Raw genomic sequence first — 26,457 nt, 5'->3', positions numbered from 1 at the left:
TGACACCACTTTATAGTGGTTTGAAAGAAACTTAAAAACATTGGGGAGCGACCGCATTACTTCGATGGCAGCTAGAGCCCCCGTAGCGGCAAATTTAAGGACCTTTGATACGCAGCCTTAGCTTAGGCGAGCAGGATGACGCTGACGGTAACTAACACCCTAGGAAGAAGGGAGGAAGTCTTCAGGCCATGGTCCCCTCCACTTGTAACCATGTACGTCTGTGGTCCAACAGTGTACGACTACGTTCACATAGGTCACGCTAAGACGTTTGTGGCATTCGATGGGATAAAGAGATACCTATCGTTGATAGGCTATTCCGTATACCACGTTCAGAACATAACAGACATAGATGACAAGATAATAAAGAGGGCCTCGGATCGCGGCGTGAGCTGGAAAGAGGTAGCGGACAGTTACGCGCAGGATTACCTGGAAAGCCTCTCAAGGCTCAACATAAGAGTTGACTTACACCCCAGGGTGACATCTCACATAAACGAAATCATAGATTTTATAGGGAAGCTCATAGAGAAAGGCTATGCTTATGTAGCGCCGAGCGGCAGCGTTTACTTCGATGTCGATGCATACCCTGACTATGGAAGGCTTAGCGGCAACTTCAACAAGGCCCTGTGGGATCAAGGCGAGGGAGTGGTGTCAGAGAAGCGCCATCCTTACGACTTTGCTCTGTGGAAAGCTGCCAAGCCTGGGGAACCTTGGTGGGAAAGCCCTTGGGGCCGCGGGAGGCCCGGGTGGCACATAGAGTGCAGCGTGATGAGCAGCAGGTACCTTGGGAGTAGGATTGACATTCATGGAGGGGGCTCCGATCTCATATTTCCACATCATGAGAACGAGAGGGCCCAGAGCGAGAGCCTCTTTGGCGGTCCCTGGGTTAAGTACTGGCTTCACACCGGCATGCTAACTATAAGGGGCGAGAAGATGAGCAAGAGCCTTGGAAACATTGTAAGCTTAAGGGACGCGATAAATGAGTGGGGCCCCAATGTAATAAGGATGTGGGTTCTCACATCTCATTATAGAGGAAGCCTCGAGTACTCCGAACAAAGCCTTGGGCAGGCCAAGAAGCTGGTCGAGAGGCTGCGCGATATTGCGAGCGACGTGGTCAAGAGGCTCTCTAAGGAGGAGTATGTCAACTATATGAAAGCTGCAGATGTCGACGAACTTTTCAAGCTAAGGTCCCTGTACCTAAACTGGCACGCGGCAATGCAGAGAGACTTTAACATGGGAGAGGCCGCGGGCAGCGTATGGGCCTTAACCTCAGAATATTACAAGTACATAGCTTCATCAGAGTCAAGGGCACTCATAGCTTTCACATACAAAATGCTTGTAGACTTTAACAGGGTTTACGCAGTTTTAGATGATATTTTTGAGAGAGCGCCAATGGCCCCCGTGGCTTCCCTTGAGGACCAGCTAATAGACCTCTTAGTTGAGGTTAGGTCACAGCTTCGTAAGAATAAGATGTACGACCTAGCAGATTACATAAGGTCCAAGCTAGCCTCATACGGCATAACTCTAGTCGATAAAGGCGAGGAGACCACATGGAAAAGAGCGGGCTGACGAATGATGGAAAAGCTAAGCCACGCCTATCTTAGACTTATACTCGGAGTAAAGGGCATTGATGGCTGAGACCCAGGTGTCGAGGCCTTCTGGTGACGTTGGATAGGCGTCATAGAGCTGCTGAACCCTCTTCATATAGGTGGCCACCGTGGCCAGCTTGGGCAGCAGCGAGGGCCTGCCGAGCATGCGAAGCGCTATAGAGACCTTGTCAAGGAGCCCTAAGTTAGCCTTCAGCTCGCCTGAGACGCTAGTCTCATAAACTTGGTCCGCGTTCATTATGCCATGCTTAAGGCCGTACTCTATGTCGTCATTGCTGAGCCTCTGTAGGAATATCCTGAAGATGTCAAGGGAAGCCTGCCTTTTCCCAATGGACTTTATGTAATTTATGTTAAGGTCCCACAGGGCCTTGGCTGAGAAGTCGTTCTCGGTGAACGCCTTAATTATTGACTTAGAGGCGTAGTAGGCCGCGACCATAGCATAGCCCATTCCACCTCCGTGCACTGGGTTCACAGTATACCCGTTGTCCCCTATTCCAATGAAGTTATCCCATACCAGCGTGTTAGCAGGGCGCCTAGTTGGAACCTTAGAGCCGGCCGCGTTGATAACCCTTCTGTAGTTCTTGACTTCGTCTAATTTTTCGAGCCTCTGCTTGAATATAGTGTTAGGGGTTGGGTAACCCATGCCGCCCTGAACCCCGAGGCCTATGTTGGCGGACTCCTTGCCCTCAGGGAAGTACCACCAGTAGCCCCCTGGGGATATCTCCTGGTTAACGTAGATCTTAAGGTAGCTGGGCTCCTCTACAGTGTAGTTCAGTTCCCTGATCTCACGGTAGGCTATGTTAGCATCCTTAGGGTCCAGGGGTTCATTAACGGGCCAGGAGGTGGGCAGCTGCCTCCTAAGGAGGCCGCTGTTGCCAGTAGCGTCCACTATGATCTTTCCCCTGAATAGAAGGTCCTCACCGTTCTCGCCTTTGGCATAAACACCAACAAGCTTTCCCTCCTCTAGCTTAGGCGACGTAACGCGGGTCCTCATGTAAATATCGACGCCGCCCTTAGCGCTCTCATTGATGAGGGTAAGCCCGTACTTGTTCCTGTCTATTATAAACCCTTCGCCGTTAACCCTTAGCTTGACGCCCCCGTAGGGACTTATTATATCAATGCCGTCTATCTTTTGCTTAAGCGACTCGCCCGTGGGATATGGAAGGCCTGTCTCGTCAAAGTGGTGCTTGCCTATAGCGTCACCACAGGGCTTGCCCCACGCGCCTTCAGGGCCGTTCATTTCAATGCCTGCCACTTCGAGCCCGGATTTCCTTAGAAGGTAAGCAAGTGAGGAGCCTGCAGGGCCAAGGCCTACAATTACTACGTCATACGTTAGCTCCTTTGTCAAGACGAACCTCCTTGAGCTACTGCTTTGTGCAGGGTTTAAAAACAACTATACTTAAGCTGAGGGCGCTCGCCAATATCGAGTCAGACTCGCTTGGACTACAGTGAAGAGGGGAAGACCACCCGTGCGTTACTCTATCTTTATATTGACGCTTCCCTTCGATCCCTGAAGCTTCTTAAACTTAATTTCAAGCACTCCATTCTTGAACGTAGCCTTGGCTGAGCTCGGATCCACAACAGCTGGCAGCTCTACTTCCTTTGAATACTTTCTCTTGTCGCCTTCAGCCCTAATGCTGACCGTTCTCTCAGTGGCTGAAACCTTTATTTGATCCTTGTCGACGCCAGGCAGATCAGCCACTACCCATACCTCATCGTCACGTTCCATAACGTCTACCATCGGTTCAGTCTCGTCGCTTATTATTACCTTCCCCCTGCCCTCCTTCTTTATGTTGCCAAACTGCTCTATATGAGGTACGCCGTCTGGGCCAACGTAGACCCTCACACCATAATAATATGGTCCCTCCTTGGCGGGGGCGTTCTTAAGCAAGTCCTCGAAGTCTCTCTCCATGTCCTCAAATTCCTCTTCAAATCTCTTCATGAGGTCATCTATCTCATCAAATAGGTCATCAAAAGATCTCCTTTTCTTCTTGCGGTCGTCGCTCAACTCCTAACCCCCAAGGCTTTTAGTATCCTCGGAGATTTTATATAGTATAGCTGAACGTAGTCTTAGTTCATTGTGGCGTTTATTGCTGAGGGCCAGCATTTAGAATTTAGATTTGCATTTGCTCAGAGGCTTATTTGGCAGCACAAGTTATGTGTTAATGAAGGAGATCGGCGATGCCCTTCGAGGGATGGCTGGTAAGGTCTTCTGATGGCGCCGTCTGGATCATCAAAGGTTACGAGCACCCCGATGATGGCCATATAGCGGTTCCTTATCACAGCAACTTCCCTTGGCATGTTAACAACAAGAACGCAGATGGCGTCTCCTACAGGTACTTGGACTGCATCGGCAGAGAAGCCTACGTAGTCCCCAGACTCTATGGGACCTTAATAGATCCATCCGATGCTATAAGGAGAGTTACCTTGCCGCGGAGCCTGAGCGAACTACTTGACGTGCTGAGCCCCGAGTGGGCTGGTATAACTGGCAGCCGGGCCCTGGGAACAGCGAAACCCTCCAGCGACTATGACCTCCTGCTCTACTCTAATAAGCCCTCAGAGCTTTACAACTCGCTAAAGGACCTCGCCCAAGAAGGCCTAATAGCTGAATGCGAGCATGAAACCAGGTACTCTAAAGTTAAGGACACCTGGTCCTTAGATGACTTCAATGCGTTGCACGCTTTCAAACTTCTGGACTCCTGTTACAAGGGCGTCGCCTATACCTTGAGGTTGCTTAGGCAGGTCGAGGAAAGGGGGTGCACCAGCTTTTACAGAAGCCTGGGCTGGTTTGAAGGCGCTGTTTATATTAATGACATAGGTGAGGGCTTCCTGGTCCCGGCAAGGTACAGGGTTAGGCTAGGCTTCATGGAACTAACCGCTTACATGTTAACATGGAGAACGAGGTACCAGGAGCTGCCCCCTGGCAGGTACCTGGCCAGAGGCCTATTACAGGCCTCGGGGTCAGATCTGTATTTGATACCAGATGTTTGGGGCTACGTTAAGCCGCTGCAGGTATGGACATGGAAGCGCGATAATAACTAGGGGCCTTCTGTTTGGCGTAGAGATAGGGCTGCAGTCGCCGCCAGGGTTCATACCAATAATACCCAAATATGTGCCCTGCGACCACGGCAAATGGGGAAGGCCAGGGGCTAAGCTATGCCGTGTCATAGAAAGCTACGGCCCAGGCGGAGTTGCTAAGGCTTTTGAAGGCGCTGGACTTAAGCTCCTGTATGATCCCGCTTACTCCTCCTACATGCCATACATTCCCATGAGCGGCGTGCTCGTTTACATAAGCCCTAAGGAGGCCCTGAGGAGGGCGCTGAGCGGCGGGTCCCCGCTTGTTGTTGAGCTGGCAAGGGCAGCGCACGCCCTTTCAAGGGCTGTGGGCTCTGCTGACAGCTTGGGGCTCACAGGTTCCTTTGCTATGGAAATAGAGCAAAGCTTCTCTGACATAGATTTTGTGGTCTATGGCGCTTATGAGGCAGCTGCGGCCTTCGAATTCTTCACAAAGTCGCTGAGGGAAGGAGAATGTAAAGAGGACTTCGGTGGGGTGCGCCTGAGAGGCTTCGCCTGCCTTGAGTGGAGAAGGGGCCTTCTGGACGGTGTCAATGTTCCAATTAGCTGGGTGGGCGTGCCTGAGGGCCCCGCCTCTGCATGTAGACCGCTCAGCGAGTATAATCATATAGAGCCGCCTGCGAGGAGCTACGCTAACGTCCTCACAATACAGCCATACCAGGAGAGCGCCCTCCTTTACCCTCCATGCGTTTCTACAGAGGAGGGCGTAACAATAGTTTCATTTGAGTACAACCTAGGGGGTTACCTCTACATGGGAGGCGAGGTCTTTGTAGATGGCCTAGCTACGTCAGATGGCAAAGTGGTTTACGTAGGGACCAGGGAGAGGCCTGGAGGCTTAACTCTAATTAGGCAGTTCAAGCCTTGATGATGCGAAGATGACTTATAGCTGTGGGACTATCCCCTCTGTAGAGCTGAAGTGAAGCACCATGGGCAAATACATAGTGGCCTCAGCATGGCCATACTCTAACTTCATACCTCACCTGGGCACCGTGCTTCACCTGCTGAGCGCAGACGTGTACGCCAGGTACCTGAAGCTGATGGGTCACGATGTTGTGTTTGTGACGGGCAGCGACGAGCACGGCACTCCCATAGAGCTCGAAGCCAGGAAGAGGGGCATAAAACCTAAGGAGCTCACGGACCAGGTCCATGCCTATGACGTTGAGCTCTTTAAGAAGTTCGAGTTCGACTTCAGCCTATACTCGAGGACTGAGAGCCCGATACACAAGGAGTTCGTCAGGGAGTTCTTCCTTAACTTACAGAGGAGAGGTTACGTCTTCCCCCAGGATGAGGAGATGCCCTATTGTCCTAATGATAAGATGTTCTTGCCCGACAGGTTCATAGAGGGCACATGCCCTTACTGTGGTTACGAACACGCTAGAGGCGATCAGTGCGATAACTGTGGCAGGCTGCTCACTCCAAGGGACCTCATAAACCCCAGGTGCGCTATATGTGGCGCAACGCCAATCTGGTTGAAGACCACGAACTACTACATAGACTTGGGCAAGGTTCAGGAGAAGCTGCTCTCCTGGCTTCAGAGCAGTGAGCTCCAGGATAGCGTCAAGAACTATAGCATAGAGTGGGTCAAGCAGGGTTTGAAGCCAAGGGCGCTGACCAGGGATATAGAGTGGGGCATACAAGCACCCTTTGAAGGCGCTGAGAATAAAACTATCTACGTCTGGTTTGACGCTCTACTTGGCTACGTTAGCGCCACCAAGGAATACCTAATGTCCAAGGGCGGGGACGAGAACTCCTGGAAGCAGTGGTGGTTCGACCCCTCAACCAGGTCTGTTTACTTTATAGGCAAGGACAACATACCGTTCCACTCCATAATACTTCCCTCGCTCTTCATGGCCTCAGGGGACCCATACGTGTTGCCGTGGCGCATAAGCGCCACCGACTACTTGCTCTATGAGGGAAGGCACTTCAGCAAGAGCAGGAGGGTTGGCGTCTGGATAGACGAGGCCCTAGAGATCGCCCCGGCAGACTACTGGAGGTGGGCGCTGATAAGAATGAGGCCGGAGAGCGGCGACGTAAGCTTTCAGTGGAAGGAGTTCTACAGGATAGTGAACAGCGAGCTAAATGACGACATAGGAAACCTGGCCTACAGGGTGCTAAGCTTCGTGAAGAGCAGATTTGACGGCGTTATGCCTCCTGCTACCGCCCCTGATACCCGCGACAAGGAGACGCTGGAGGAGGCCACATCGTTAGCTAGCAAAGTTATAGAGCACATGGACAACGTTGAGCTGAAGAGGGCCAGCGAGTTCGTGCTTGAGGTGGCGCGCCTAGGCAACAGGTACCTCAACGAGTCAGCTCCCTGGGATCTTATAAAGAGGGACAGGGAGAGAGCGGGCACCGTAATTAATGTGGCGGCTAGCATAGTAAAGACCGTGGCGCACCTAATAACGCCCTTTATGCCTAGCATAGCAGAAGACCTCTGGCATCAGCTAGGCTTCACCGGAAGCGTGATGGATGCTAAGTGGCCCGAGAACCTCGGCAAGCCCATAAGTGGAGGCTCTAGGATAGGAGAGATTCACCCGCTCTTCAGGAAGCTGCCCGAGGACTTCTTGAACAACATCGAAAGAATTATAGAGGAGTCGCGGGCCAAGGCTAACTCCAAGAGGCCTCCCCTTCTGAAGGACTATGGCATAGCTGGCTAGCGCAAAGGCCGTTAAAAACGCTGAGCGCACTATATTACAGGACCACGGGATGAGGACGTGGGCAGCCAGCGACGTCAAGGATGAGATGCCTAGACTCACACTGACCGTGGGGCGCATTAAGGTCCTTTTGAGTAAATTGGGTAAAAGAGATACCAGTTAGGTTGAGTCTAATGAGTTTAGGTACGCCGTTCATTACTCCAAAAATTTTAATAACGTTACCTTTAGAGTATGTGAACCGGAGGTGGGATAGTTAAATGTCCACAAGGCTCACGGGCCTGGTGAAGGTAGACTCCAAGGGGAGGATAACGATACCACAGACCATAAGGGAGTCGCTAGGTATAGAGGCCGGCATGCTAGTAGCTATGCTGGCCGACACTGATAAAAAGGAGATAATAGTGAGCCCGATACTGGCTGAGAATGCCAAAGTTATAGAGATTGACGTCTCAGTACTTGATAAGGTTGGCGCTCTAGCTAAGGTGGCTGACAAGCTAAGCGAGCTGAAGGTTGACATAGTTGCCAGCAGGTGTGCCTCGATAACAAGGGGAGAGGAGGGGGAGTGTGTCTTCATAGCCGACATGAGCCAGTCGAACGCCGACGTGGAGACCATACGTAAGGCTCTTGAAAATTTAGACATCGTGACACAGGTTATGATAAGGCAGTTCGAAGCGCCGAGCTTTTGATGAAGAAGACATTAGCCGCAGCAGAGGTCTCATGCCGCACTTTCTCTAACCAATCTAATACCTAAAACTATTTAAAAGCCCCTACAGTCCTGGAATGGCGGAGCCGAGGGGCAGTAATGATGTCAATAGAGCTGAGGCCCGAGTGGAGGAGGTTCAAGTACAGGGGCAGAAGCTTAGAGGAGCTTCTAAACATGTCACTTGACGAGTTCATTTCTCTGCTTCCAGCGAGGCAGAGGAGGAGCCTGCAGAGGGGGTTGACGCCTGCCCAGAAGAAGCTGCTAGCTAAGATAAGGGCTCTTAGGCGCTCAGGCAAGACCGATGTCATGATAAAGACTCACGTGAGGAACCTAGTTGTGCTGCCAGAGATGGTAGGTTTAACAATAGCCGTCTATAATGGTAAAGAGTACGTGCCTGTAAGAGTAGTCCCAGAGATGATAGGGCATAGGCTGGGCGAGTTCAGCCACACAACAAAGATAGTGCACCACGGCGAGCCAGGCCTCAAGGCTTCAAAGAGCAGCCTGCACATAGCAGCTAAGGGGTGATCCAGTATGCCGGAGTGGTCCTATTCGTTTAAGCCTGCCAACGAGGGCCTATCGGCTAAGGCTATGATGTGGGACGTACCAGTTCATCCTAAGGTCATGGTAGAGGTCGCGAGGGCTATAAAGGGCATGAAGCTGAGCGATGCCGAAGAGTACCTCAGAAGGGTTATAGAGCTTAAGGAGCCGGTACCGTACAGGTCAGCTTCGAAAAAGATACCTCATAAGAGGGGATTAGCTGACAGATGGGGTATACCAATGGGTAAGTACCCAGTTAAGGCAGCCAGGTACATGTTGAAGCTTCTTGAGAACGTCTCTAACAACGCTGAGAACAAGAACCTAGATGTGGATAACCTTTACGTGGTTCACGTGGGTGTTTATAAGGGGATAACGCTCAAGAGGGTTTACCCCAGGGCCTTTGGGAGGGCCGACATTATAAGGAAGGTGCATTCTCACGTCGAGGTGATAGTTGAGGAGAGGGGTGGCAGCTGAAATGTCCAAGATTAAGAGCTACTTCCTGAGGCAAGGCCTGACAAGGGTGAAGGTTGACGAGTACCTGGCTCAGAACTTCTACACTGCAGGCTATGCTGGAGTCCAGATAGTCCAGAGCGGGCTAGGTACTAGGGTTCACATATTTGCTGAGAGGCCGGCGCTAGTCATAGGAAGGAGAGGCGCTACAATAAGGAAGCTGCAGGCTGTCCTGGAAAAGGTGTTTGGACTTGAGGGTGTTCAGGTAACCGTCAGCCAGCCTGACAACATGGAGCTTAATGCTAGGGTACAGGCGTTTAGGATAGCGAGGGCGCTCGAGATGGGCTACCACTTCAGGAGGGTAGCTATGGCTACTATGAGAAGGATTATGGAGGCTGGCGCTGTTGGCGTAGAGATAGTCATAAGCGGGAAGCTCAGCAGGGAGAGGGCTAGGTTCGAGAAGCTTCAGGCGGGTAAGGTTATAAAGACTGGGAACGTTGTCGACGTTTATACAGATCGCGCCATAGCTTACGCCAAGCTGCCTTTAGGCATAATTGGAGTTGAAGTTCGCATAATCAGGCCTGAGGCGGCAAGGCCAGATATATTATTAAGGCCCGACTCTGAGGCAGCAGCGATAGCCGCGCAGTTAAGTGAAGAGGCCCCTGAGGGCCAGGGCGAGCAGAGAGTCAAGGAGATTATAGAGGGAGGTGAGGAGGGTGGCGAAGTACAGGCTAAGTCCTGATGATCTGCGTAAGCGGAGCCTGGAGGAGCTTACAAAGCTTCTGCAGGAGCAGAGGAGCGAGCTGACATCGCTGCGTCAGAAGGCGCTATCCGGCTCCATAGACTCGCCCGCTAAGATAAGGGAGATAAGGAAAAACATAGCCCGGATACTTACTGTAATGAATGAGCTGTCCAGGAAGAGCCAGCAAACTAAAACGGTAGCAGGAACGGCAAATTCCCAGCAGGGGCAAGGATGAAGTTCACCTCATCAAATATAAGGTTTAGGCCTCTCATAGGTTTGAAGTTAAAGGTGATTAGTTCTACAGATCCCTCTCTGCTTGGAGTCTCCGGTACCGTTGTGGGCGACTCTAAGAATGCTCTAAGGCTTAGGGTGGAAAGAGGCGATAGAAAAAAGGAAATAACTATCATAAAGCTTCACTCAACGTTCTCTATAACAACTCCTGACGGCGACTTTATTGTTAGGGGGTTAGACATTATAGGTAGGCCGGAGGAGAGGCTGAAGAAGGCCATAAGGGGGTAGCCTAGCATTCAAAGGTCAAGATTAGCACAGCGCTGACATCTGCTCAGGCGCTAATGCATGCCTATAGCGTGAGACGTGACGGGGAAACCCTTTTAAGTCCTTAGATAGACCCGCACAGAGGAAAGGGGATATTAGAACATGCCTGCTCAAAAGGCGCTAAAAGCGTTAAGCGTGCCTGGAGTTAAGCCGCCATCTGTATCCTGCACTGACCCTAACTGTCCCTGGCACGGATCACTCAGAGTTCGCGGCGTGCTTCTGGAGGGAACCGTGGAGAAGTTGAAGACTAAGACCACGGTCGTAGTAAGGCACGATTACCTTTACTATGACAGTAAGTTCAAGAGGTATGAGTGGAGAAGGACAAAGAAGCACGCCCATGTACCGCCGTGCGTTGACGTGAAGCCCGGTGATAAGGTCCTAATAGGCGAGACCAGACCCCTTTCCAAGACAGTTAAATTCGTTGTGCTAGGAAAGCTCGAGAGGTGACAGAAGTGGTAAGGAGGCAGAAGTTCACTGCGATACTTTCACGCTTTGGATATAGCGCTGGCCTTCAGGTGGGCACTTATGCTGTAGTAGCCGATAACAGTGGTGCTAAGGAAGCCATGATAGTTGATGTGCCTGGAGTTAAGACTAGGGTAAGGAGACTTGCAGCGGCAGGGCCTGGCGACATGGTGATAGTTACTATAAAGAAGGGCACCCCTCAGGTTAGAAAACAGATAAGCTACGCGGTTGTCATAAGGCAAAAGAGGCCTTACAGGAGGCCGGATGGGACTTGGATCTCCTTCTCAGATAATGCTATTGTTTTAATAAACCAGGATGGAACGCCGAAGGGCAGCGAGGTCAGAGGTCCCGTGGCCAGGGAAGCGGCTGAGAGGTGGCCATCTATAGCAAAGCTCGCAACAACGATAATTTAGGGGGTGAGGTAGGTGGCCAGCCAGCAGCCCAGGGAGCAGCGTAAGGCGTTTTACAACGCGACTTTACACCTTAGGCATAAGCTCGTCTCGGCGCACTTGAGCAAGGAACTAAGGGATAAACTTGGCATAAGGTCACTGCCGCTTAGGGTGGGAGATAAGGTCATAGTAATAAAGGGTGACCACAAGGGCAAGAGTGGCAAGGTAGCTGAGGTTGACCTAAAGGGACTGTGGGTCAAGGTAGAGGGCATAACCAGGAAGAAGGCTGATGGAACCGAAATACTTGTCAAGCTAAGGCCATGGAATCTAGTCATAACAGACCTTAACTTGAAGGATGATTGGCGCAAAAAGATTATAGAGAGGAAGGGCGGCAACGTACAGGCAGCCGCGCAACAAGAGGCTCAGCAGGCTGGAGGTGCTAAATAATGGCTAGGATGGGAGGGTCTAGGCACTTAAAGGCGCTCAGCGCGCCCAGCGTCCAGAGGATTCCGAGAAAGGTAAGACCCTGGACCGTAAAGCCGTCACCAGGCCCGCACCCTGCAGACAGAAGCCTCCCTCTGCTCATAGTTATAAGGGATCTGTTGAAGTATGCAGAGACAGCGCGCGAGGCCACCAAGATAATTTCGTCAGGGCAAGTCAAGGTCGACGGGAAAGTTGTGAGGGATTACAAGTTCCCCATAGGTGTTATGGATATTGTAGAGCTGCCCTCGCTCAATCTTTACTACCGCGTAGTCCCTGACCCAACAGGTACGTTAAGGCTAGTACCGATAAGCAAAGAGGAGGCGTCACTAAAGCTTCTCAGAATCGAAGGCGTCACAACGCTCAAGGGAGGACACTTCCAGGTTCACCTGAGTGACGGAAGGAACGTCCTAGTGAGGGTTGAGGATTCAAGAAAGCCTGGTCAACTTCCTTACAAGCCGCTGGACTCTCTTGTGTTAAACGTTCCTGAAGGTACAGTTAAGGATCACATAGAATTCAAGGAAGGCAGCCTCGCGCTGGTCGTGTGGGGCAGAAACATGGGCAAGCTTGGCAAAATAGTAAGCGTCACGAGGGGGTGGGGCTGGGACAGGAGCGTGGCATCCCTGCAGGACTCGGCCGGTAACTCCTTCGAGACCTCGCTGTCCAACATTTACGTGGTGGGTAGAGATAAGCCAGTGGTAACCGTGACGCAGGGGTGATGTTATGAGTCAGCAGACCGCTCTCACAGATGACGTTGTAAATAAAGTGCTTTCGGAGTGGCAGAAGAACCCCATGAGAAAGCCCAGGATAGCAAAGGTTACAGTAAACATAGCGTTAGGAAGCAGCGGCGAGAAGCTAGTTAAGGTACAGGGTCTGCTTGAGCAGCTCACAGGACAAAAGCCTACTTTAAGGAAGGCAAAGAAAACAATAAGGGCCTTTGGAATCCACAGGGGAGAGAATATAGCCGTGGCTGTGACCCTTCGTGGTCAAAAGGCCATGGATTTCCTTAAGAGGGCTTTAGAAGCCACAGGCCATAGGATTAAGGCCTCCAGCGTAGATAAGTTCGGAAACGTCTGCTTTGGAATACCTGAGTACATATTGCTACCTGGGGCAAAGTACGACCCTGAGATAGGCATAGTAGGCATGGACGTCTGCCTCACAATAGAAAGGCCAGGCTTCAGGGTTGAGAGGAGAAGGAGGGCCCGCTCATCTATACCTTTAAAGCACAGAGTTAGACCAGAGGAGACTATGGTGCTACTGAACAAGGAGCTCGGGGTTACCTTCGTGTGAGGTGATGGTAATGGGAAAGATAAAGCCGCCTAAGGCTAAGGTGATGGGGAGGGGCGCCCAGAAGTGCCAGAGATGCGGAACTCGCGATGCGGTTATACAGAAGTACGGTCTCTACCTCTGCCGCCAGTGCTTCAGGGAGATAGCTGTAGAGCTTGGGTTTAACAAGTACTCGTGAGGTGATATGGAATGGTGCACGATACTCTTTCGGCTCACCTCTCCGCGATTTATAATGCGGAGCTCAGGGGTCAGAGGGAGGTAATTCTAATGCCAGCATCTAAGCTGACGGTATCCGTGTTGAAAGTGCTGCAGAAGGAAGGGTACATAGGCGACTTTGAGTACATAGACGATGGAAGGTGGGGCAAGTTCAGGGTAACTCTGTTGGGCCATATAAACAAAATTGGCACTATAAGGCCCAGAATGCCTGTCACCTACAGGGAGCTCCTTAGATTGCCTGAGCACTTAAGGAGATACCTGGCCAGCAGGGACCTGGGCTACCTGATAATTTCAACTAGCCAGGGCGTGATGACTCATAAGGATGCCATGCAGAAGCACCTGGGAGGCATACTTATAGCGTATGTCTATTAACGGGTTCGGTATTCTTGTTTTATTCTTTAAAAAGGTCCTACTCTGCACAATAACAGTGGGAGCTTGGATATGGCGTCTCTCAGAGCCGTTTACCCTGAAGGCAATCGTCTTAAACGTATAGTATCAGCAATGGCTAAAGTTAGCGACGAGGCAACGTTTGACTTTGCCCAGAATGAAGTTGTATTCTGGCTCTTCAGCCCAGATAAGACCGTTTTGGCTGTGGCAAAGTTAGAGCCTTCAGCTTTCGAGGAGTACTCTTTAGACAGCGAGGTCAAACTGTCAGTTAATGTAAGTGAGATGAATAGGGTAGTGAGAAGGGCTACCAGAAATGATGCAGTTGCCATGCAGTATGAGACAGGAGCTCCTGGGCTCACAGTCGAACTGCAAGACAGGAAGACCTCCTTTTCCAGGTCCTTCCTAATAACGGCCTCTGAGTCCACGGAGGAGTCCCTAAGGGAAATAAACATGAGCCCCACGGCAAGGGTAGTTATGAGCGCTGATGACCTTGAGACACTGGTGACTGACGCTAAGAGCGTGGGCGATGTAGTAGAGTTGCACGCGTCCGATGGCAAACTAGAGGTGACAGCGTCCGCCGAGGGCAAGAGTTACAGGTGGCTAATGTCGCAGGGAGCGCCGCTTCAGGAGCTCAGCGCAGAGGCTGAGACTAAGGCTTCCTACAGCGCTAAGTCCCTCTACTCATCTCTTAGGCCAATCATGTCAATCGCTGAGAGCGTGCAGCTGGAGTTCTCAACTGACTACCCGCTCAAGGTTACGATTAACCTCTCCGGGCCCGAGCAGATGATAATATACATAGCGCCCGTTCAGGGATGAAACGCTTCATGTAATTGCTGTAAATTGTAAAAGAAAAGGAGAGTAACTTAAAGCATAAACTCAGGAGGGCTACTCTATCCAGTCATGGGTCTGTATTTTCTCTGGCAAGTACTGGAAGGCGAGGAACTTAAGCCCCTTGCTTGCCATAGCCTCTATCTCTAGCTTGGCCTTCTTATCAAGGAACATATCTATTTCCCTCTTCCATAAGGGCGTGCGGAACCACGAGTAATTCATTAGTTCCTTGGCCCTCCTTATGTCAAGGTCTTTGGCCTTAATTATATAGTTTCTCCTCTCCTCCTCAGTCAGATATGGCTTCTTTCTTCCATAGCCAAAAATGTCGCTCATAGAGACGCCGAGGAACTTCGCCTTGGGTGTGGCTAACCTTTCGCTTTCATAACTTAACTGAATGCTCCCAACCTTGAAGACGCTATATATGTACCATCCATATGGGTCGCTGTCTGTAAGCACATAAACGGGCAGGCCTAGTTCTTCGTTGAGCCTTCTCACGAACCTCCTGGTGGCTCTGTCTGGCTGGCCGGCGCCAGTAACTAGTATTGACTTATACTTCTGCCAAAAGCCGACCCTGTGAAGCTGCTGGAAAACTGCGTCCTTCTCAACGACTAGGACAAACTCGGCGTCGACATCAAGGAACTCTATAAGGTCCGGCGTGGACTCTATGGCGTATGCGCCATGTCCAAGCTTAGAAAGGTCTATAATATCGTTTCCGCTCCTTATCCTCATGTTGCCAACTACTTTGCCCTTCTCCTTGCTCAGAATCATGAGGTCCTCTCTTAGTAAGCCAAGCATAACCTCTAAGTCCCTAAGCGCTGCATCGCTCTCCGCTTGCTCATCCCAGGTATTTTCTTCTCTATGCCTCCCATCAAGGTCGTGAAATACTATGGTGTGCTTGCCCCTGTAGTAAAGATCTCTTATGGTGGGGTACTCATTCTCTATGAGCGCTCTGTAGATGTTGGCCGCCATCACAAGCGTCTGCATAAACCTCCTGGACTCGTTCATATCAAGGAACTTCCTTTCAAGTTTTGAGACGCCGAGCTTTAGTATGCCCTTCTCAACGTCAAAAACTGTATTAGCAAGCGTCCTCTTAGGTATCACCAGCTTAGGGTCGGCGCCCTTCTCCAATGAGCTTAGCAAATTCAAAAAGGTCTTGTAGATTATTTCGGCGCCTTTCTTTCGGGCCTCAATGTCTATTCTATCCTGAGTTGGGGCTGACACTTTAGCTCACCTCCTGTATGGAGACCCCTTTTATAACTCTCTCAACTATGAGCCTTGGATCCTCCTGTCTCCCGTCAATCTTGGGCATCTCTATGGACGCTGCCACCTTAGATATAAGCAGCTCCATAACTTTGGGTTCCAGCTCCCTGTACCTGTTCGGATCCTCTGGTGGCGAGCTCAGTATTGCTAGGCTCCTGGCTACCTCGGGTATATATTTGGCTATGCTCACTATCTTCTCCTTTGCGAGCTCCTCACGCGCTTTGCGCGATATGTAAATCCTGAGGCTCCTGGCCACTTCATGAATGCCGTTTCTGATCTCGCTCTCAAGCTCAGGTATCTCGCTTATGCTCTCCTTTCCTACGCCCTTATATGGAACCTTGGTACTTGCCACATGCACAAGTACTGCCAGCTGATAAGGCTCCTGAACGCCATACCTGCCCCAGTCAATGTTAGTTAAGACCTTATATGACACGTCCTCCTTCTCTTCATAAAGTAAAGGTATCTTGTTGGCAAATCTGAGCAGTATAGGCTCCTCCTGGGGCTGTATTGCGCCTCCATATGCGATGCCGACCTCGACTATGAATGGGTGGCCCTGGTAGGCCCTGGCGGGCCTCGTCACAGCCTTGACCCATTCCGGCTTAAACATCCTGGTGAGCCCGAGCTCTATAAGCTCTTCACCTATGGGGCTCAGGTAATCGCTTCTAGGCCCCTTAAAGCCCCTGTAGTTTCTCAGAGCTGTTACCAACGCCTCGAGGTCCTTTAGCTTCTCTTTTTTAAGGAGAGTCTTGGGGTTGATATCAGGTTTCAGGCCTACGTGCCTCAGGAACTCGGTGGCCGTTTTGTCGCCGATGCCTTGGAACTCCTCCTTTAGGAAGTCCAGCAAGGTCTCAGCCTGTGTAGACATAAGCATACTCCTGACCTGCTCTAGGTCAACTCCATGAGGATGAGGCTTGGCCTCTCTCGGCGGTTTGGGCATTTTCTTGGTGGCTCTCGGGAAGAAGTATATTTCACCCTCGGGGGTCACAAGCCAGAGCTCTGCGTAGGGCGCTATTATGGCAGTGCGCCTTACATATTCGATTATCTTTGGCTTAGCCCTAGTCCAGTCGCCCTCGACTATAGCTGACGCTATAGTGCCGTGCCATGAACTTCTCTTGTCTAGCTGCCCGTCCTCAACAACCATGGGCTCGTTCTTCTTGATATCAATCTTTATATTCTGATAATATACGAAGTTGCTGTCCTCTTGCGAGCTAACGACCGTTATAGGTCTGCCTGTGGTGGTCTGGGAGTAAAGCACTACAGCTTTGACTCCTAGGCCATACATACCTCTGGTCTGCCTTATCACATACTTACTGCTGAAGAGCACCTTACCGAAAGCTTGAGCCATCACAGTCTTTGGCACGCCTATGCCGTTATCTTCGACGCTGACCTCGTACCTGGCGGGCCTTTCCTCGTTCTCAGGCTCCACCTCCTTTATGTATATTTTTACTTCTGGCAGTATTCCATGAGAGTCAGTGGCGTCAAGCGCATTTTCGACTAGCTCCCTGACGGTCTGGTAAAGGGCTCTGGTAGGGTTTGAGAAGCCGGCTAGCTCCTTGTTTTTAGAGAAAAACTCTGCCACGCTTATCTCCGAGAACTTCTCCTTGGCGTTATCTATGGCGTTTTCCTCAGCCAAGCCTCATCCCCTTTTACTTTGTTTACCTAATTTTTAGAGGCGCTTAGCTCAGAAATTAGTGCTACCCCGTAGCTTTAAACATTTTCACATAACAGCAAGTGTTAGCGTAGATGCTAAACTAATAAGGTGCTCAGAAACTAATAAAATGCAGCATTATTCTTGGCCTGAAGTCTCTGGCGGCTTAGCGTTGGCCAAGAGGTAAGCCGCCAGGAGGGGCAGCGCTATAGTGGCATCCGCATAGACTATGACTTTGTCGGCTTCAGGCTTTACTTTGCCCCACGTTATGGCCTCTCTGGGCATGGCACCGCTTAGGCTTCCGTCCCACTCAACGGCCGTAGTTATGTAAACTACATAATCAAGACCCTCCCTAAACTGGCTCCACCAGATGGTGTGGTGTTTACTTATGCCTCCGCCTATTATAAGCGCTGAGGCCTTGCCATGGGTTCCGAAGAACAGGTCCGAGAGCCTCTGCATGTCTCTGAAGTAGTTTATCTTTATCTTAACCCCCCTCTGGCTCTCGAAGAAGAGGTCTGTCCCAAAAGCGCCGTCAGGCCATCCTGGGACGAAGACGTCAGCGCCGGTATCATGTGCTGCCTTAAGGAAACTGCTCTCATCGTTTATCATATCGCCTGCCAGCTTTAGGAGCTCATACATGCCCCACTCCTCCTTAAGCGCTGAAGCCCTGGCGGCTAGGGATCTGACAAACTGCTCCACCTTAGGTCCATAGTCGTCAACCTTTATGTAAATGTTGCCCAGCCTGTGAATTCCATGTCTTGCTAGGTCGACGTCGTCCCCTTCAAAGTACCCTTTTGAGTAAGCCCCACCCATGGCCCTCGCTATATCATGGTCCAGGGCGCCGCACGTGGTCATAATTACATTGAAAAGCCTGGCCCTTATGAGCTGCGTTATTATACCTCTAAGGCCTGTTGACACCAAGTTGCCTGTAAATGAGATGACTCTTAGGTTCGACTCGCTAAGTCCCTTAGCAAGTATTTGCGCCGCCCTCCACACGTGACCGGCCATGAAGCCGTATTCCTCCCCGTACAAATCAATTAGGTCCTTCAGTGGCATGTTAGGATCAACTCTTATGTCCTTAACAGGCTCTAGCTTCACGTTCTCACCAGGCCCTGCTGGAGAAGGGCAGGGAATATAGGGATAGCTGACCTCCTCCCGCCTGAAGGGACGTTTATTGTCCTGCAATTCTGTCAAGGCACAAGGCTTGGAGTTTATTAGCATTTGCATCTGAAACGCCATTGATCGTTGCCTTGCCTAGTTCCCTATAGGAGGCTGGGAGGTGATGTTGGTGAGCAGGCAGAGGAGGTCCCTTTCAAATATAATCGGGGCCGTCATACTAATAGCGGCCACTATAGTCGGAGGTCTTATGGTTTATTCGTATTTCCAAAGGTCCATGAACGCGTTTATGAGCATGGGCAGCGGAGTCACCGTTGAAGCTTCAGCAACCCCTACGGGCAGCGGTGCGCTGCTCTACGTCAAGATTATAAATAACGAGCCGCTGCAAATAACTATCAAGAACTTGGTTCTGGTGCTTTCTAACGGAAACCAGGAGGACGTTTATATAGAGGGCAGCCCCAGCAGCGGATATAGTATATCAACAAGTGCGTCGGCCTCTCAGGGCGCCACTATAAACCCTGGTAGCGAAATTATTGCTGTAGGGAATGTAAATCTGACCTCAACCGTCGAGAGCGTCTACCTATTGTATGAGATGAACAACCAGGTCTACTACACAAGCCCTGTGAGTGTCACTGCAGGCTGAGTTGCCATGATGGGGCTTCTCTCTAGGCTTAGGGGGGCCCTTCATAGGCCCTCCTACTATTCTCATGAGGAAGAGCTTCAGGCCGTGGCTGACCATGACGGGGAGGGAAAGAGCCCGCCCTCGTGGAGCGTCGTTTCCCACTACAGAATAGGGCCCGTGGAGTACTTCCTCTACAGGGGAGGTGATGGAGTACCCAGACTTATGGTAAGGGAACCCGAGCCCATAGATCATGACAGGCTTGTTTATGTGGCCACAGGCCTTACTAAGCCCAGGGACGATCGCGAGAGTTACCTGGCCGAAAAGTACAGGAGCGGCTATGGTAAGATATACCCGCTGATGCTGGATCCCCACATAGAGGAGATATCATATACGGGTTCGACTAAGAATGTAATAGTCATACATAAGGAGGTGCCCTCGCGCTGGGTCCTCACGGACATAAAGTTGACGGACGAAGAGGCTAACGGAATAGTAGTCGAACTCGCAAGAAAGGCCGGCAAGAGCGTGAGTATAGTCTCTCCTTATGCCGAAGGGTTAACAGTGGAGGGCCACAGGATATCGGTCTCGTTTATGAACGAGATGAGCAGGTTCGGAAGCAGCTTCGTTATAAGGAAGTACCCTCAGAAGCCCTTTACAATAGCCGACCTATTGGCTAACAAGACCATAGATCCCGTTGCTGCCGCTTACCTCTGGCTCATAGCAGAAGCTCAGGGCTTCATAATAGTCAGCGGCGCCATGGGGGCCGGAAAAACTACCGTGCTTCAATCAATTATCAGCACGCTGCCGCCTTACTCCAAGGTAGTCACGATAGAGGACACGCCAGAGTTGGTGGTCACAGGCCCCCTGTGGGACTCCCTAGTTACAAGGCCGAGAACCCCTGGTGAGGAGGTTGAGGAGATAACACTTGAGGACCTTCTGAAGTTCGCCCTCAGGAGGCGCGCGGACTACGTGGTAGTGGGGGAGGTCAGGGGCAGGGAAGGCAAACTGTTGGCTCAGGCTGCGGCCAGCGGGTATGGAGCCATGACTACGCTTCACAGCGACTCGCCTCAGGGGGTGATAATGAGGCTTAGCATGGAGCCTATAGCGCTGCCGCCCCTCTTCCTAAGCTCCATAAAGTCCATAGTGCAAGTCAAACGCCTTCAGGCCACTGGGGGCCGCGCAGTTAGGAGGGTCACCGAAATAGCCGAGGTTGAGAATGGTAACAGCGTCATTATTTATAGATATGGAGAGACGGGCATCAGCGACCTGATTGAAAGAAGCCGGGAGCTTGAGTGGGCAGCGGAGAGGCTGGGCATAGGTGATATAAGGGAGGAAATGGAGGCTAGGACTAAGTTTCTCGAATCTGTTGCGGGCAGATCCCCAGAGGAGCTGCGCGCCGAGCTAGCTAAGTTCTACATATCACGTTACGGTGATATGATATGATGGGCAGGAGGCCCAATGATCCCAGGATCTACGGCCCTCTGGTTACAACGCTTAACACTATTGACGCAGTATCGCCTATACTTGCAGTGGTGTTTTTCATAGCTGCTGGGGCGTCATATGTCGCTCTTCATGCGCACTACTTGCTGATACTAGTCCTAGCCTCCCTGGGAGTCATAGTCTTCTTCCTTCCAGAGCTTAGCAGGAGGCTGCTGGCCTCCCTTCTCGGCTCGGGAATTAATGACGAGATGCCGTCGTTGCTAGCGGTCATGATACCATACGTTGCCTCCTCGCGTGACCTCTCCGCGGTGCTTGTAACCGCCTCCGAAAGCCTAGGCCTTAAGTTCAGCAGGGTAGAGACAAGGAGATTGAGTTATCTCCTGGCAGCGGGTTATGATGAGAGGAGGGCGCTTAGGATACTTGCCGACACGACGCCAAGTTCAAGGTTAAGGGAAGTCATTAGGGAACTGCTGACGGTTGAAGAGATGGGACTCTCACGGCTTAGGGCCGCGGTGAACCTATACGCAAGAACCATGGATGCCGTCAAGTCTACTTGGCAGAGCTACGCAAAGTTGGGCGAGACCATAACTGAAGCCATGACTACACTTATAGTTTCAGCCGCCGTGTTGCTTCCATTATCGCTGTTTGGAAGTTCTAACCTTCTAATACCTCTGGCAGTACTTATGATGGTCCTGTCGCCAAGCCTTGCAATACTGCTGGCCCTCCTCAGGCCTAAGCTCGGAGAGCCTGAAGGTGGCTGGTGGGTTGCCGGCCTGACTATAGGCTCGGCTGTTGCAGCTTCGCTGATAATGTTCCTGGGGAGATACCTTGCAGCGTTGATTATCCTTACCCTGGCTACCATAGTATCTGAGGCATCGTGGGCAAGGCTTTCCAAAAGGTTTGCGGAGTCCCTCAGGCTCCTGAGGGAAGCGTCGGAGAGAGCAAGGCTAGGGCTGCCCTTCGCCGACGTGCTCTCAAGGGCCTCCATGCTTGGTAAGTCCATAATCAACGCAATAGTGAGCTCTGATAAGGTCGCTGGCCGTGTTGGAATAGGCCCGGCGCTGCAAAGCTTCGTTGACATATTCTACGAGTCCCTGAGAAGTTTGAAGTCGCTGCAGGTAGAAGCCTACATATTGATGGGGATCTCTGCCGTAGCGCCAGCTATCTCCCTCGTGGGAGTCTATGCGCTGGTAAACTACATAGCTTCATCTTCCCTAAGTTCTATGCTAACCAACACCCTCTCGGTTCAATATGCAGCTAGGCTACTTATGGCCATGTCCCCCCTCTCCACGCTCCCAGCGGCGTCGCTTCACCGCGGCAGAAGAATGTCGCCAGCCGCCTCGTTGGTCTCAGCCACACTATCGCTTCTGGTAGTGCGTTTCATAACTCTCTAAGAAAGCTGCCTCACCACGCGTGCCTCATAATAGGTCACGCCGCCGCTCTCATCCACTATGGCTAATATCGGTTCATGGGCATCTGCCGCTGCCCTCTGGCTCCACCTAACTATGTCCATGAGTTTGACGTAGTTCCCTTCGCTTAATATCAGGACTTCAGCTATCCTGTTATCTGTCATGTTGTAGAGCAGGGTCCTAGGCCTAGGTCCCACGGTAACCTTTTTCCCCCTTCTCCTGAGGTCAAAGTACACGATGAAGGTCTCAAGATCTAAGTGGAGGTCCTCTATCATCTTTATGGCCTTCTGCCAGTCCTTATCATTAACTATAACCTGGTACACAGCGTTATAAGGGTCATCAGGAGGGTTCGTGGGACTTCACCCTGACCCCTATCTCTATCAGGGCCGCTATAGCAGCGCCTGTTAATGCGTATACTAAGAAGCCGCTGCCTATCAGGATGCTATAGACGTAGCTGCCGTTTAAGGTGCTGGGCAATGGCGTGGAGGCTATGGATAGCCCCATGTAATAGAGACCTGCTGCGAGCATTATCAGCACTGATATCACCTGTGCCTCCCTGTATAGCCTGAAGTTTCTGCGGGATACTTTGAAGAAGACGCTAGCTATAATTACATATATAACCATGCCTATGATAAGCGTGGTAACTTCGTAGGACACAACATATCCAACCTTATCTGTCAAGGGTGCCGCGCTTCTACTTAAAATATAGGCGCCGTAAGCGCTTATTACTACGCTAATGGCCAGAGTTCCGAGGCCAGCTAACTGGAAGACGCTTCCCTCGCGGACCCTGGCTGCAGTCGTCTTTAGGTATTCCCATAGCTGCGACTCCAGGTTAAAGCCCTTAACTACCATGAAGAAGCCAAGCAGCGCCGCCATAATCTTAAGTGAGAGCAACAGGTAGCCAAAGATGGTTAGAAGCCCAAATACTAAGAGCAGCAGGCCAGGAAGTCCTAGGAAGTACTTTGAGTACCTGGGGTCGTTAAGGGCCTTTCTAATGTACCTGGCTAAAAGTATGTAACTTCCTTCAACGCCAAGGCTTTGTTCCACTATGACCTGTTTCACGCCAGCTATCGGGCCCACATCCCGGAGTATTTGCGCCATAAAGAGCTCGTCCAGGCCATCACCGACCACGTAAAGCTCGTAGTTGCCAGGGGATTTGGAGATAGCCTGCTGGACTCTGGCCTTAATTAAGCTTTGGGCCAAGAGGGCGTTCTTTGGATGGCCGCCCACAACAATGATTTCAGGATTCCTACCGTCGGCCTCCATCTCTTTATAAAGGTTAAGTCCAACAAACATCGCGTTGGAGTCTGGGTCTTCGGGCCTTAGTATGGCGAACTGCGTGGCGGCGTCCACAACGTCCTTATAGCCCATAACCAGTGACCTGCCTAAAGTAGCGCCTATGTCGTCATCTTCATCTATAACTACTATCAGCGGCCTTCTGGCGTCACTCTTGAGATCCATCGCTTATCTCTTCTCATTTCTGAACCAAAGGGGGAAGCTATTAGGCTTTCGCGCTTGGTGTAAGGCTCCCCTGTGCTTAGAGCTTGTCCTTCATAATGGCTAACAGTTGCCTTTAACAACTATTAGCCGCCCGACCTCATCGCTTACCTCCTGCGGTGTCTACAGGGCTGGCACCCTCGAGGACGCGGACCCCATTAGGCGACTCTTCGCCCCGCTACTGCTCGCGCTTCAACGAGTGATCTTCAACAGGATATTAGCACATTTTATAAACTGTGGTCTGTGCGCTGCTTCAGCCTTAAGAGGAATTAAAAGAGTCGGATAAATAAATAGTTACTTAGAGGTGCTGTAGACCGCTAGCTTGACTTACAAGCTTCCAGTATGGCGTCGGGTGGCGCGTCAGTCCTAAATCCTATGGGGCTCAGATGAGTTCTAGAGAACCTATACCCCTGTGATGTTAATCTGGCCCTTATTACACTTAGGGCGGGCATGTTATGTTTAGCTTCGGAGCACAGCTCGTCCAGCCTCTGGTGGGGGAACTCCTGAAGGCTTAGCTCTTCCTCTATCAGACTTAATACCTTAAACGCATCTGCGTAACATCCCTGGTATTCATACTTGCGTGCCTTCGCATCGTTGAGCATCCTGTCCACTATCTCCTTGTCCCAGAGGGGGCCTGTCCATATGGGTCCGTAGCACGAGTCTGAGGGAAGACCATTTTGCATTAAAGCTACGCCATTTTGGACGCGAATGCAGCCCATGTTATTTTCCAACGACCTATATGCTTTCTGGGAGCCCTTATCGAATGTCACAAATACCCTAGCGTAGTGGCCGACGCTTACTGAGAAGAGAGGCCTCACTGCTTTGTCATGCGATGCCGCCTCCCTAGCTATGAAGCCTAGAAGAACCCTCAGTGCAACCTCGCGGTAACCCCTGGTAGGCCCTGGGGGGTTGTCAAGCCAGTACTTCCTTTTAGCGGCCAATCTCTTAGAGCCTCCCAGGACTGCGAGGTCTGTCGCGGTGGCTGCAAGGACTCCACCTCTAGATGCCACGGAAATTGCAGCGCTGATAAAAGGTGCAGGGCTTCCGAAGGGGTCTAGGTCAACTATATCATAGGCCCCTCCGAGCTCGTGACTTATGGTGTAGAGGAGGGCATTGGCGTCCCTGTTAGATGCTACAGCTCTATCTCCGAGCGAGTTAAGATTAATATTAGCCTTTATGAGCTTTAGGGCCTCCTCGTCAATGTCATTCAGCACAGCCCTCTCGAGGCCTCCTACTTCGAGCAGATACCTTAAACCCCTGACGCCGGTGCCTGCGAGCACGTCTATGGCGCTCCTAAGCGGGGACCTTTCAGCAGCATAAGCGTTCAGGAACTGAACCGAGAGGTCCCTGTTCAGTTCCATGCTAGGGTTGTAGAATACTTGAAGCCATGCAGGCTCTAGGCTTCCTCTGAGCGGATCTACTGCAGGCCTCGTATCAGGTATGTACAGCAGCGCCTTTCCTTCCCTTATCACTGCAAGCTTCATTAGCCAACCACCTTGCAAGCTCAGGGGCCCTCCTTATGTATTCATTCCTGTTATTTTCATCTAGGCGTATTAGTATACCCTGAGTTAAGGCGGAGAAGAGCTCTGGGAACCGGTCCCTGAGCCTGTAGTGGAAAGTTACTATGAGAGGCTTAGGGGGCTGCATAATAAGCTTAGTAAGGGCCTGTGATAAAGATCTTAAGCTAAGCTCCATAGGGCCTACTTCGTCTATTATAATTATGTCGCTAGATTTAATGCTGTCCTCTAATATTGAGAGCACCTTGCCCTCCGCCGCAGGGTCTACGTAATATCTTCCGACTCTCAGCCCCTGGGGCGCGGGCGTCACGCTTGCTAGGAGTACAGACCTCGAGCCGTCCACGCTCTTTACCAGAAACCCCCTCCTGATCCCTCCTTCCCGTAGCTCTGGTGTCGTGAACCCGCCCAGGGAACAGCCCATGCTAACTAGCTCACTTGCTATTGTCTGAGCCAGTGTTGTCTTTCCTATTCCTGGCCTTCCAGTTATGGCTATCAGTTTTTTCTGCAACCTTCCCACCTATGAAATCTATGAACTCCTCTAGAGTGAAGACCTTTTCGGGCTCATTAAGCTCTTTGGCCAGCTCTCTAAGGCTTGGCTCCACAACCACGAAGCCTTCACCTTTGATTGACTTCGCCATTCTTAACATGTTTGTCACTTTATCATTAAAGTCCTTAGGTTTTTCGCCGCCGTGCGATATAGTTACTAGGGCCCTAAGGTTACTGCCGGAGAGGCATATATCAAGCGGCGCTCTCCTCGCGTGGCAAACGTCAAGCATAAGTCCCCTGAGCCTTCTAACCATCTCTACCTCCATCTGATCGTCGAAGTCCGTTCCATGAGACGGCTTGGAGCCAGACAGTATTTCCTCTGAAGGATCAAATATGTCTATGCTAGCAACTATGTCCTCTCCAAGCTCATTTATCAGCCTCTCAGCCACGTCAAGAGTTGGCTTTATGCTGCCCCTCTCATAGTCATAGATGGCCTTTCTAGAAACCTTGGCCAACCTAGCCATGGTGCCAAGGCTATAACCCTTCAGCTCCCTCTTTTGCCTCAACTTTTCACCATTAACTTTTACTTTAAAGTTGTCCCTATCCTCATATATTACTGGCAGGTCGCCCTCAAGAGAGTTAATCAAGGTCTCGACACTGATTACCTTAGAACCCTCGTAATCATACACTACGCCGTCGACTAACTTAATATCTCCCTTGCGTTCAGCCACTATGAAAGAGTTCACCTTCAGCGTTGATGAAAGTCCTTTGAGTTCCTCCCTCTCGCTTTTGCCTATTAGGCTGGTGCTATATGCGAGTTTAACAAGAATCACCCTGCTTTCTTTATTCTTAAGTGCAAGGTCCACAGTCCTTTTTAACTGGTTTCTGGGGTAGTTGAGCGCTATAACGTCCCCTACTTCCGCTAGCAGATATAATGACCTGTTTACGAACTCCCTGGAGGCCTCGTACATAGCCTGCCGCACTCTTGGTGACGGCTATATATTAGTTTAATAATTCGCGAGTTTTAAAGGTGTTATTCAACCAAGCTTGCACTAAGATAATTGACGCCGCCTGATAGCCTAAGCTTTTAAGTTGACCT

General features: G+C 51.0%; 31 protein-coding genes. 21 read left to right on the top strand and 10 right to left on the bottom strand.

From position 1 onward, the window contains the following. Nucleotides 1–135: 135 nt before the first annotated feature. Nucleotides 136–1,566, top strand: coding sequence for a cysteine--tRNA ligase (gene cysS, locus ASAC_RS01240; RefSeq protein WP_013266160.1), 1,431 nt, complete (start codon nucleotides 136–138; stop codon nucleotides 1,564–1,566). 15 nt (nucleotides 1,567–1,581) lie between these two features. Here the strand turns inward: cysS and ASAC_RS01235 are convergent, their stop codons facing one another. Continuing rightward, the gene (locus ASAC_RS01235; protein WP_048812711.1) at nucleotides 1,582–2,952 is read right to left on the bottom strand and encodes a digeranylgeranylglycerophospholipid reductase; all 1,371 of its coding nucleotides are present in this window, start codon (nucleotides 2,950–2,952) and stop codon (nucleotides 1,582–1,584) included. A 126-nt stretch (nucleotides 2,953–3,078) separates the two neighbouring features. Next, a complete protein-coding gene (gene hsp20, locus ASAC_RS01230; protein ID WP_013266158.1) occupies nucleotides 3,079–3,612 on the bottom strand; it encodes an archaeal heat shock protein Hsp20 in 534 nt (177 codons plus the stop codon). Between the two features lie 173 nt (nucleotides 3,613–3,785). Between hsp20 and ASAC_RS01225 the strand changes: the two genes are divergently transcribed. The 17 genes from ASAC_RS01225 (at nucleotide 3,786) to ASAC_RS01145 (ending at nucleotide 14,354) form a co-directional block, all read left to right on the top strand. Further along, the gene (locus ASAC_RS01225; protein ID WP_048812710.1) at nucleotides 3,786–4,646 is read left to right on the top strand and encodes a nucleotidyltransferase domain-containing protein; all 861 of its coding nucleotides are present in this window, start codon (nucleotides 3,786–3,788) and stop codon (nucleotides 4,644–4,646) included. Next, nucleotides 4,588–5,544, top strand: a complete 957-nt coding sequence (locus ASAC_RS01220) for a hypothetical protein (RefSeq protein WP_048812709.1) — start codon at nucleotides 4,588–4,590, stop codon at nucleotides 5,542–5,544. Before ASAC_RS01225 ends, ASAC_RS01220 begins: the two co-directional genes overlap by 59 nt. A 61-nt stretch (nucleotides 5,545–5,605) precedes the next feature. Further along, on the top strand, nucleotides 5,606–7,336 hold the full coding sequence (metG, locus tag ASAC_RS01215; RefSeq protein WP_013266155.1) for a methionine--tRNA ligase: 1,731 nt from the start codon (nucleotides 5,606–5,608) through the stop codon (nucleotides 7,334–7,336). A 254-nt stretch (nucleotides 7,337–7,590) separates the two neighbouring features. Next, a complete protein-coding gene (locus tag ASAC_RS01210) occupies nucleotides 7,591–8,016 on the top strand; it encodes an AbrB/MazE/SpoVT family DNA-binding domain-containing protein (protein ID WP_013266154.1) in 426 nt (141 codons plus the stop codon). Between the two features lie 119 nt (nucleotides 8,017–8,135). Then, nucleotides 8,136–8,558 (top strand): 30S ribosomal protein S19, encoded by a 423-nt coding sequence (locus ASAC_RS01205; protein ID WP_048812937.1) that lies wholly within the window; start codon nucleotides 8,136–8,138, stop codon nucleotides 8,556–8,558. 6 nt (nucleotides 8,559–8,564) lie between these two features. Continuing rightward, nucleotides 8,565–9,044, top strand: a complete 480-nt coding sequence (rplV, locus tag ASAC_RS01200; protein WP_013266152.1) for a 50S ribosomal protein L22 — start codon at nucleotides 8,565–8,567, stop codon at nucleotides 9,042–9,044. A 1-nt stretch (nucleotide 9,045) separates the two neighbouring features. Then, nucleotides 9,046–9,762, top strand: coding sequence for a 30S ribosomal protein S3 (locus ASAC_RS01195; protein WP_013266151.1), 717 nt, complete (start codon nucleotides 9,046–9,048; stop codon nucleotides 9,760–9,762). Further along, the gene (gene rpmC / locus ASAC_RS01190) at nucleotides 9,737–9,997 is read left to right on the top strand and encodes a 50S ribosomal protein L29 (protein WP_013266150.1); all 261 of its coding nucleotides are present in this window, start codon (nucleotides 9,737–9,739) and stop codon (nucleotides 9,995–9,997) included. Before ASAC_RS01195 ends, rpmC begins: the two co-directional genes overlap by 26 nt. Then, nucleotides 9,994–10,281, top strand: a complete 288-nt coding sequence (locus ASAC_RS01185) for a ribonuclease P protein component 1 (protein WP_013266149.1) — start codon at nucleotides 9,994–9,996, stop codon at nucleotides 10,279–10,281. The genes rpmC and ASAC_RS01185 overlap by 4 nt, the downstream gene beginning before the upstream one ends. A 138-nt stretch (nucleotides 10,282–10,419) precedes the next feature. Beyond that, nucleotides 10,420–10,764: a 30S ribosomal protein S17 gene (locus ASAC_RS01180; RefSeq protein ID WP_013266148.1), complete on the top strand. Its 345-nt coding sequence runs from the start codon at nucleotides 10,420–10,422 to the stop codon at nucleotides 10,762–10,764. Nucleotides 10,765–10,769: 5 nt separating this feature from the next. After that, a complete protein-coding gene (locus ASAC_RS01175) occupies nucleotides 10,770–11,192 on the top strand; it encodes a 50S ribosomal protein L14 (protein ID WP_013266147.1) in 423 nt (140 codons plus the stop codon). A 12-nt stretch (nucleotides 11,193–11,204) separates the two neighbouring features. Continuing rightward, nucleotides 11,205–11,615 (top strand): 50S ribosomal protein L24, encoded by a 411-nt coding sequence (rplX, locus tag ASAC_RS01170; RefSeq protein ID WP_013266146.1) that lies wholly within the window; start codon nucleotides 11,205–11,207, stop codon nucleotides 11,613–11,615. Beyond that, nucleotides 11,615–12,367, top strand: a complete 753-nt coding sequence (locus tag ASAC_RS01165; RefSeq protein WP_013266145.1) for a 30S ribosomal protein S4e — start codon at nucleotides 11,615–11,617, stop codon at nucleotides 12,365–12,367. Before rplX ends, ASAC_RS01165 begins: the two co-directional genes overlap by 1 nt. A 4-nt stretch (nucleotides 12,368–12,371) precedes the next feature. Next, a complete protein-coding gene (locus tag ASAC_RS01160; RefSeq protein ID WP_013266144.1) occupies nucleotides 12,372–12,938 on the top strand; it encodes a 50S ribosomal protein L5 in 567 nt (188 codons plus the stop codon). A gap of 10 nt (nucleotides 12,939–12,948) precedes the next feature. Then, the gene (locus tag ASAC_RS01155; RefSeq protein ID WP_048812935.1) at nucleotides 12,949–13,113 is read left to right on the top strand and encodes a 30S ribosomal protein S14; all 165 of its coding nucleotides are present in this window, start codon (nucleotides 12,949–12,951) and stop codon (nucleotides 13,111–13,113) included. A gap of 11 nt (nucleotides 13,114–13,124) precedes the next feature. After that, complete coding sequence (locus tag ASAC_RS01150) at nucleotides 13,125–13,523, top strand: 30S ribosomal protein S8 (RefSeq protein WP_013266142.1); 399 nt, start codon at nucleotides 13,125–13,127, stop codon at nucleotides 13,521–13,523. Nucleotides 13,524–13,592: 69 nt separating this feature from the next. Then, on the top strand, nucleotides 13,593–14,354 hold the full coding sequence (locus ASAC_RS01145; protein WP_013266141.1) for a DNA polymerase sliding clamp: 762 nt from the start codon (nucleotides 13,593–13,595) through the stop codon (nucleotides 14,352–14,354). 69 nt (nucleotides 14,355–14,423) lie between these two features. On the opposite strand, the gene ASAC_RS01140 is transcribed toward ASAC_RS01145, so the two are convergent. The 3 genes from ASAC_RS01140 to ASAC_RS01130 form a co-directional block, all read right to left on the bottom strand. Then, nucleotides 14,424–15,587, bottom strand: coding sequence for a DNA topoisomerase IV subunit A (locus tag ASAC_RS01140; RefSeq protein ID WP_013266140.1), 1,164 nt, complete (start codon nucleotides 15,585–15,587; stop codon nucleotides 14,424–14,426). A 1-nt stretch (nucleotide 15,588) separates the two neighbouring features. Further along, nucleotides 15,589–17,259, bottom strand: a complete 1,671-nt coding sequence (locus ASAC_RS01135) for a DNA topoisomerase VI subunit B (protein WP_013266139.1) — start codon at nucleotides 17,257–17,259, stop codon at nucleotides 15,589–15,591. A gap of 153 nt (nucleotides 17,260–17,412) precedes the next feature. Then, complete coding sequence (locus ASAC_RS01130; protein ID WP_013266138.1) at nucleotides 17,413–18,372, bottom strand: deoxyhypusine synthase; 960 nt, start codon at nucleotides 18,370–18,372, stop codon at nucleotides 17,413–17,415. A gap of 190 nt (nucleotides 18,373–18,562) precedes the next feature. Between ASAC_RS01130 and ASAC_RS01125 the strand changes: the two genes are divergently transcribed. The 3 genes from ASAC_RS01125 to ASAC_RS01115 all read left to right on the top strand — a co-directional run bounded on the left by ASAC_RS01125 (nucleotide 18,563) and on the right by ASAC_RS01115 (nucleotide 21,843). After that, nucleotides 18,563–19,033 carry an archaellin/type IV pilin N-terminal domain-containing protein gene (locus ASAC_RS01125; protein ID WP_158303776.1) on the top strand — a complete coding sequence of 157 codons (471 nt, stop codon included), beginning with the start codon at nucleotides 18,563–18,565 and terminating at the stop codon, nucleotides 19,031–19,033. A gap of 84 nt (nucleotides 19,034–19,117) precedes the next feature. Further along, nucleotides 19,118–20,452 (top strand): type II/IV secretion system ATPase subunit, encoded by a 1,335-nt coding sequence (locus ASAC_RS01120; RefSeq protein ID WP_158303775.1) that lies wholly within the window; start codon nucleotides 19,118–19,120, stop codon nucleotides 20,450–20,452. Next, complete coding sequence (locus ASAC_RS01115; protein WP_013266135.1) at nucleotides 20,449–21,843, top strand: hypothetical protein; 1,395 nt, start codon at nucleotides 20,449–20,451, stop codon at nucleotides 21,841–21,843. The genes ASAC_RS01120 and ASAC_RS01115 overlap by 4 nt, the downstream gene beginning before the upstream one ends. On the opposite strand, the gene ASAC_RS01110 is transcribed toward ASAC_RS01115, so the two are convergent. The 5 genes from ASAC_RS01110 to ASAC_RS01090 all read right to left on the bottom strand — a co-directional run bounded on the left by ASAC_RS01110 (nucleotide 21,840) and on the right by ASAC_RS01090 (nucleotide 26,329). Further along, nucleotides 21,840–22,181 carry a hypothetical protein gene (locus ASAC_RS01110; RefSeq protein WP_013266134.1) on the bottom strand — a complete coding sequence of 114 codons (342 nt, stop codon included), beginning with the start codon at nucleotides 22,179–22,181 and terminating at the stop codon, nucleotides 21,840–21,842. The genes ASAC_RS01115 and ASAC_RS01110 overlap by 4 nt on opposite strands. A 16-nt stretch (nucleotides 22,182–22,197) precedes the next feature. Continuing rightward, on the bottom strand, nucleotides 22,198–23,319 hold the full coding sequence (locus ASAC_RS01105; protein ID WP_013266133.1) for a DUF373 family protein: 1,122 nt from the start codon (nucleotides 23,317–23,319) through the stop codon (nucleotides 22,198–22,200). 353 nt (nucleotides 23,320–23,672) lie between these two features. Further along, nucleotides 23,673–24,839 carry a tRNA (guanine(26)-N(2))-dimethyltransferase gene (locus ASAC_RS01100; protein WP_013266132.1) on the bottom strand — a complete coding sequence of 389 codons (1,167 nt, stop codon included), beginning with the start codon at nucleotides 24,837–24,839 and terminating at the stop codon, nucleotides 23,673–23,675. After that, on the bottom strand, nucleotides 24,790–25,389 hold the full coding sequence (locus ASAC_RS01095; protein WP_013266131.1) for a nucleoside-triphosphatase: 600 nt from the start codon (nucleotides 25,387–25,389) through the stop codon (nucleotides 24,790–24,792). The genes ASAC_RS01100 and ASAC_RS01095 overlap by 50 nt, the downstream gene beginning before the upstream one ends. Beyond that, nucleotides 25,304–26,329: a transcriptional regulator gene (locus ASAC_RS01090; RefSeq protein WP_013266130.1), complete on the bottom strand. Its 1,026-nt coding sequence runs from the start codon at nucleotides 26,327–26,329 to the stop codon at nucleotides 25,304–25,306. The genes ASAC_RS01095 and ASAC_RS01090 overlap by 86 nt, the downstream gene beginning before the upstream one ends. Between the last annotated feature and the right edge of the window lie 128 nt (nucleotides 26,330–26,457).

Origin of the sequence: Acidilobus saccharovorans 345-15 (assembly GCF_000144915.1) — an archaeon.
In the GTDB taxonomy this organism is placed as follows: domain Archaea; phylum Thermoproteota; class Thermoprotei_A; order Sulfolobales; family Acidilobaceae; genus Acidilobus; species Acidilobus saccharovorans.
The sequence above is the reverse complement of the archived record's forward strand: the minus strand, read 5'-3'. Positions and strand labels throughout refer to the sequence as shown.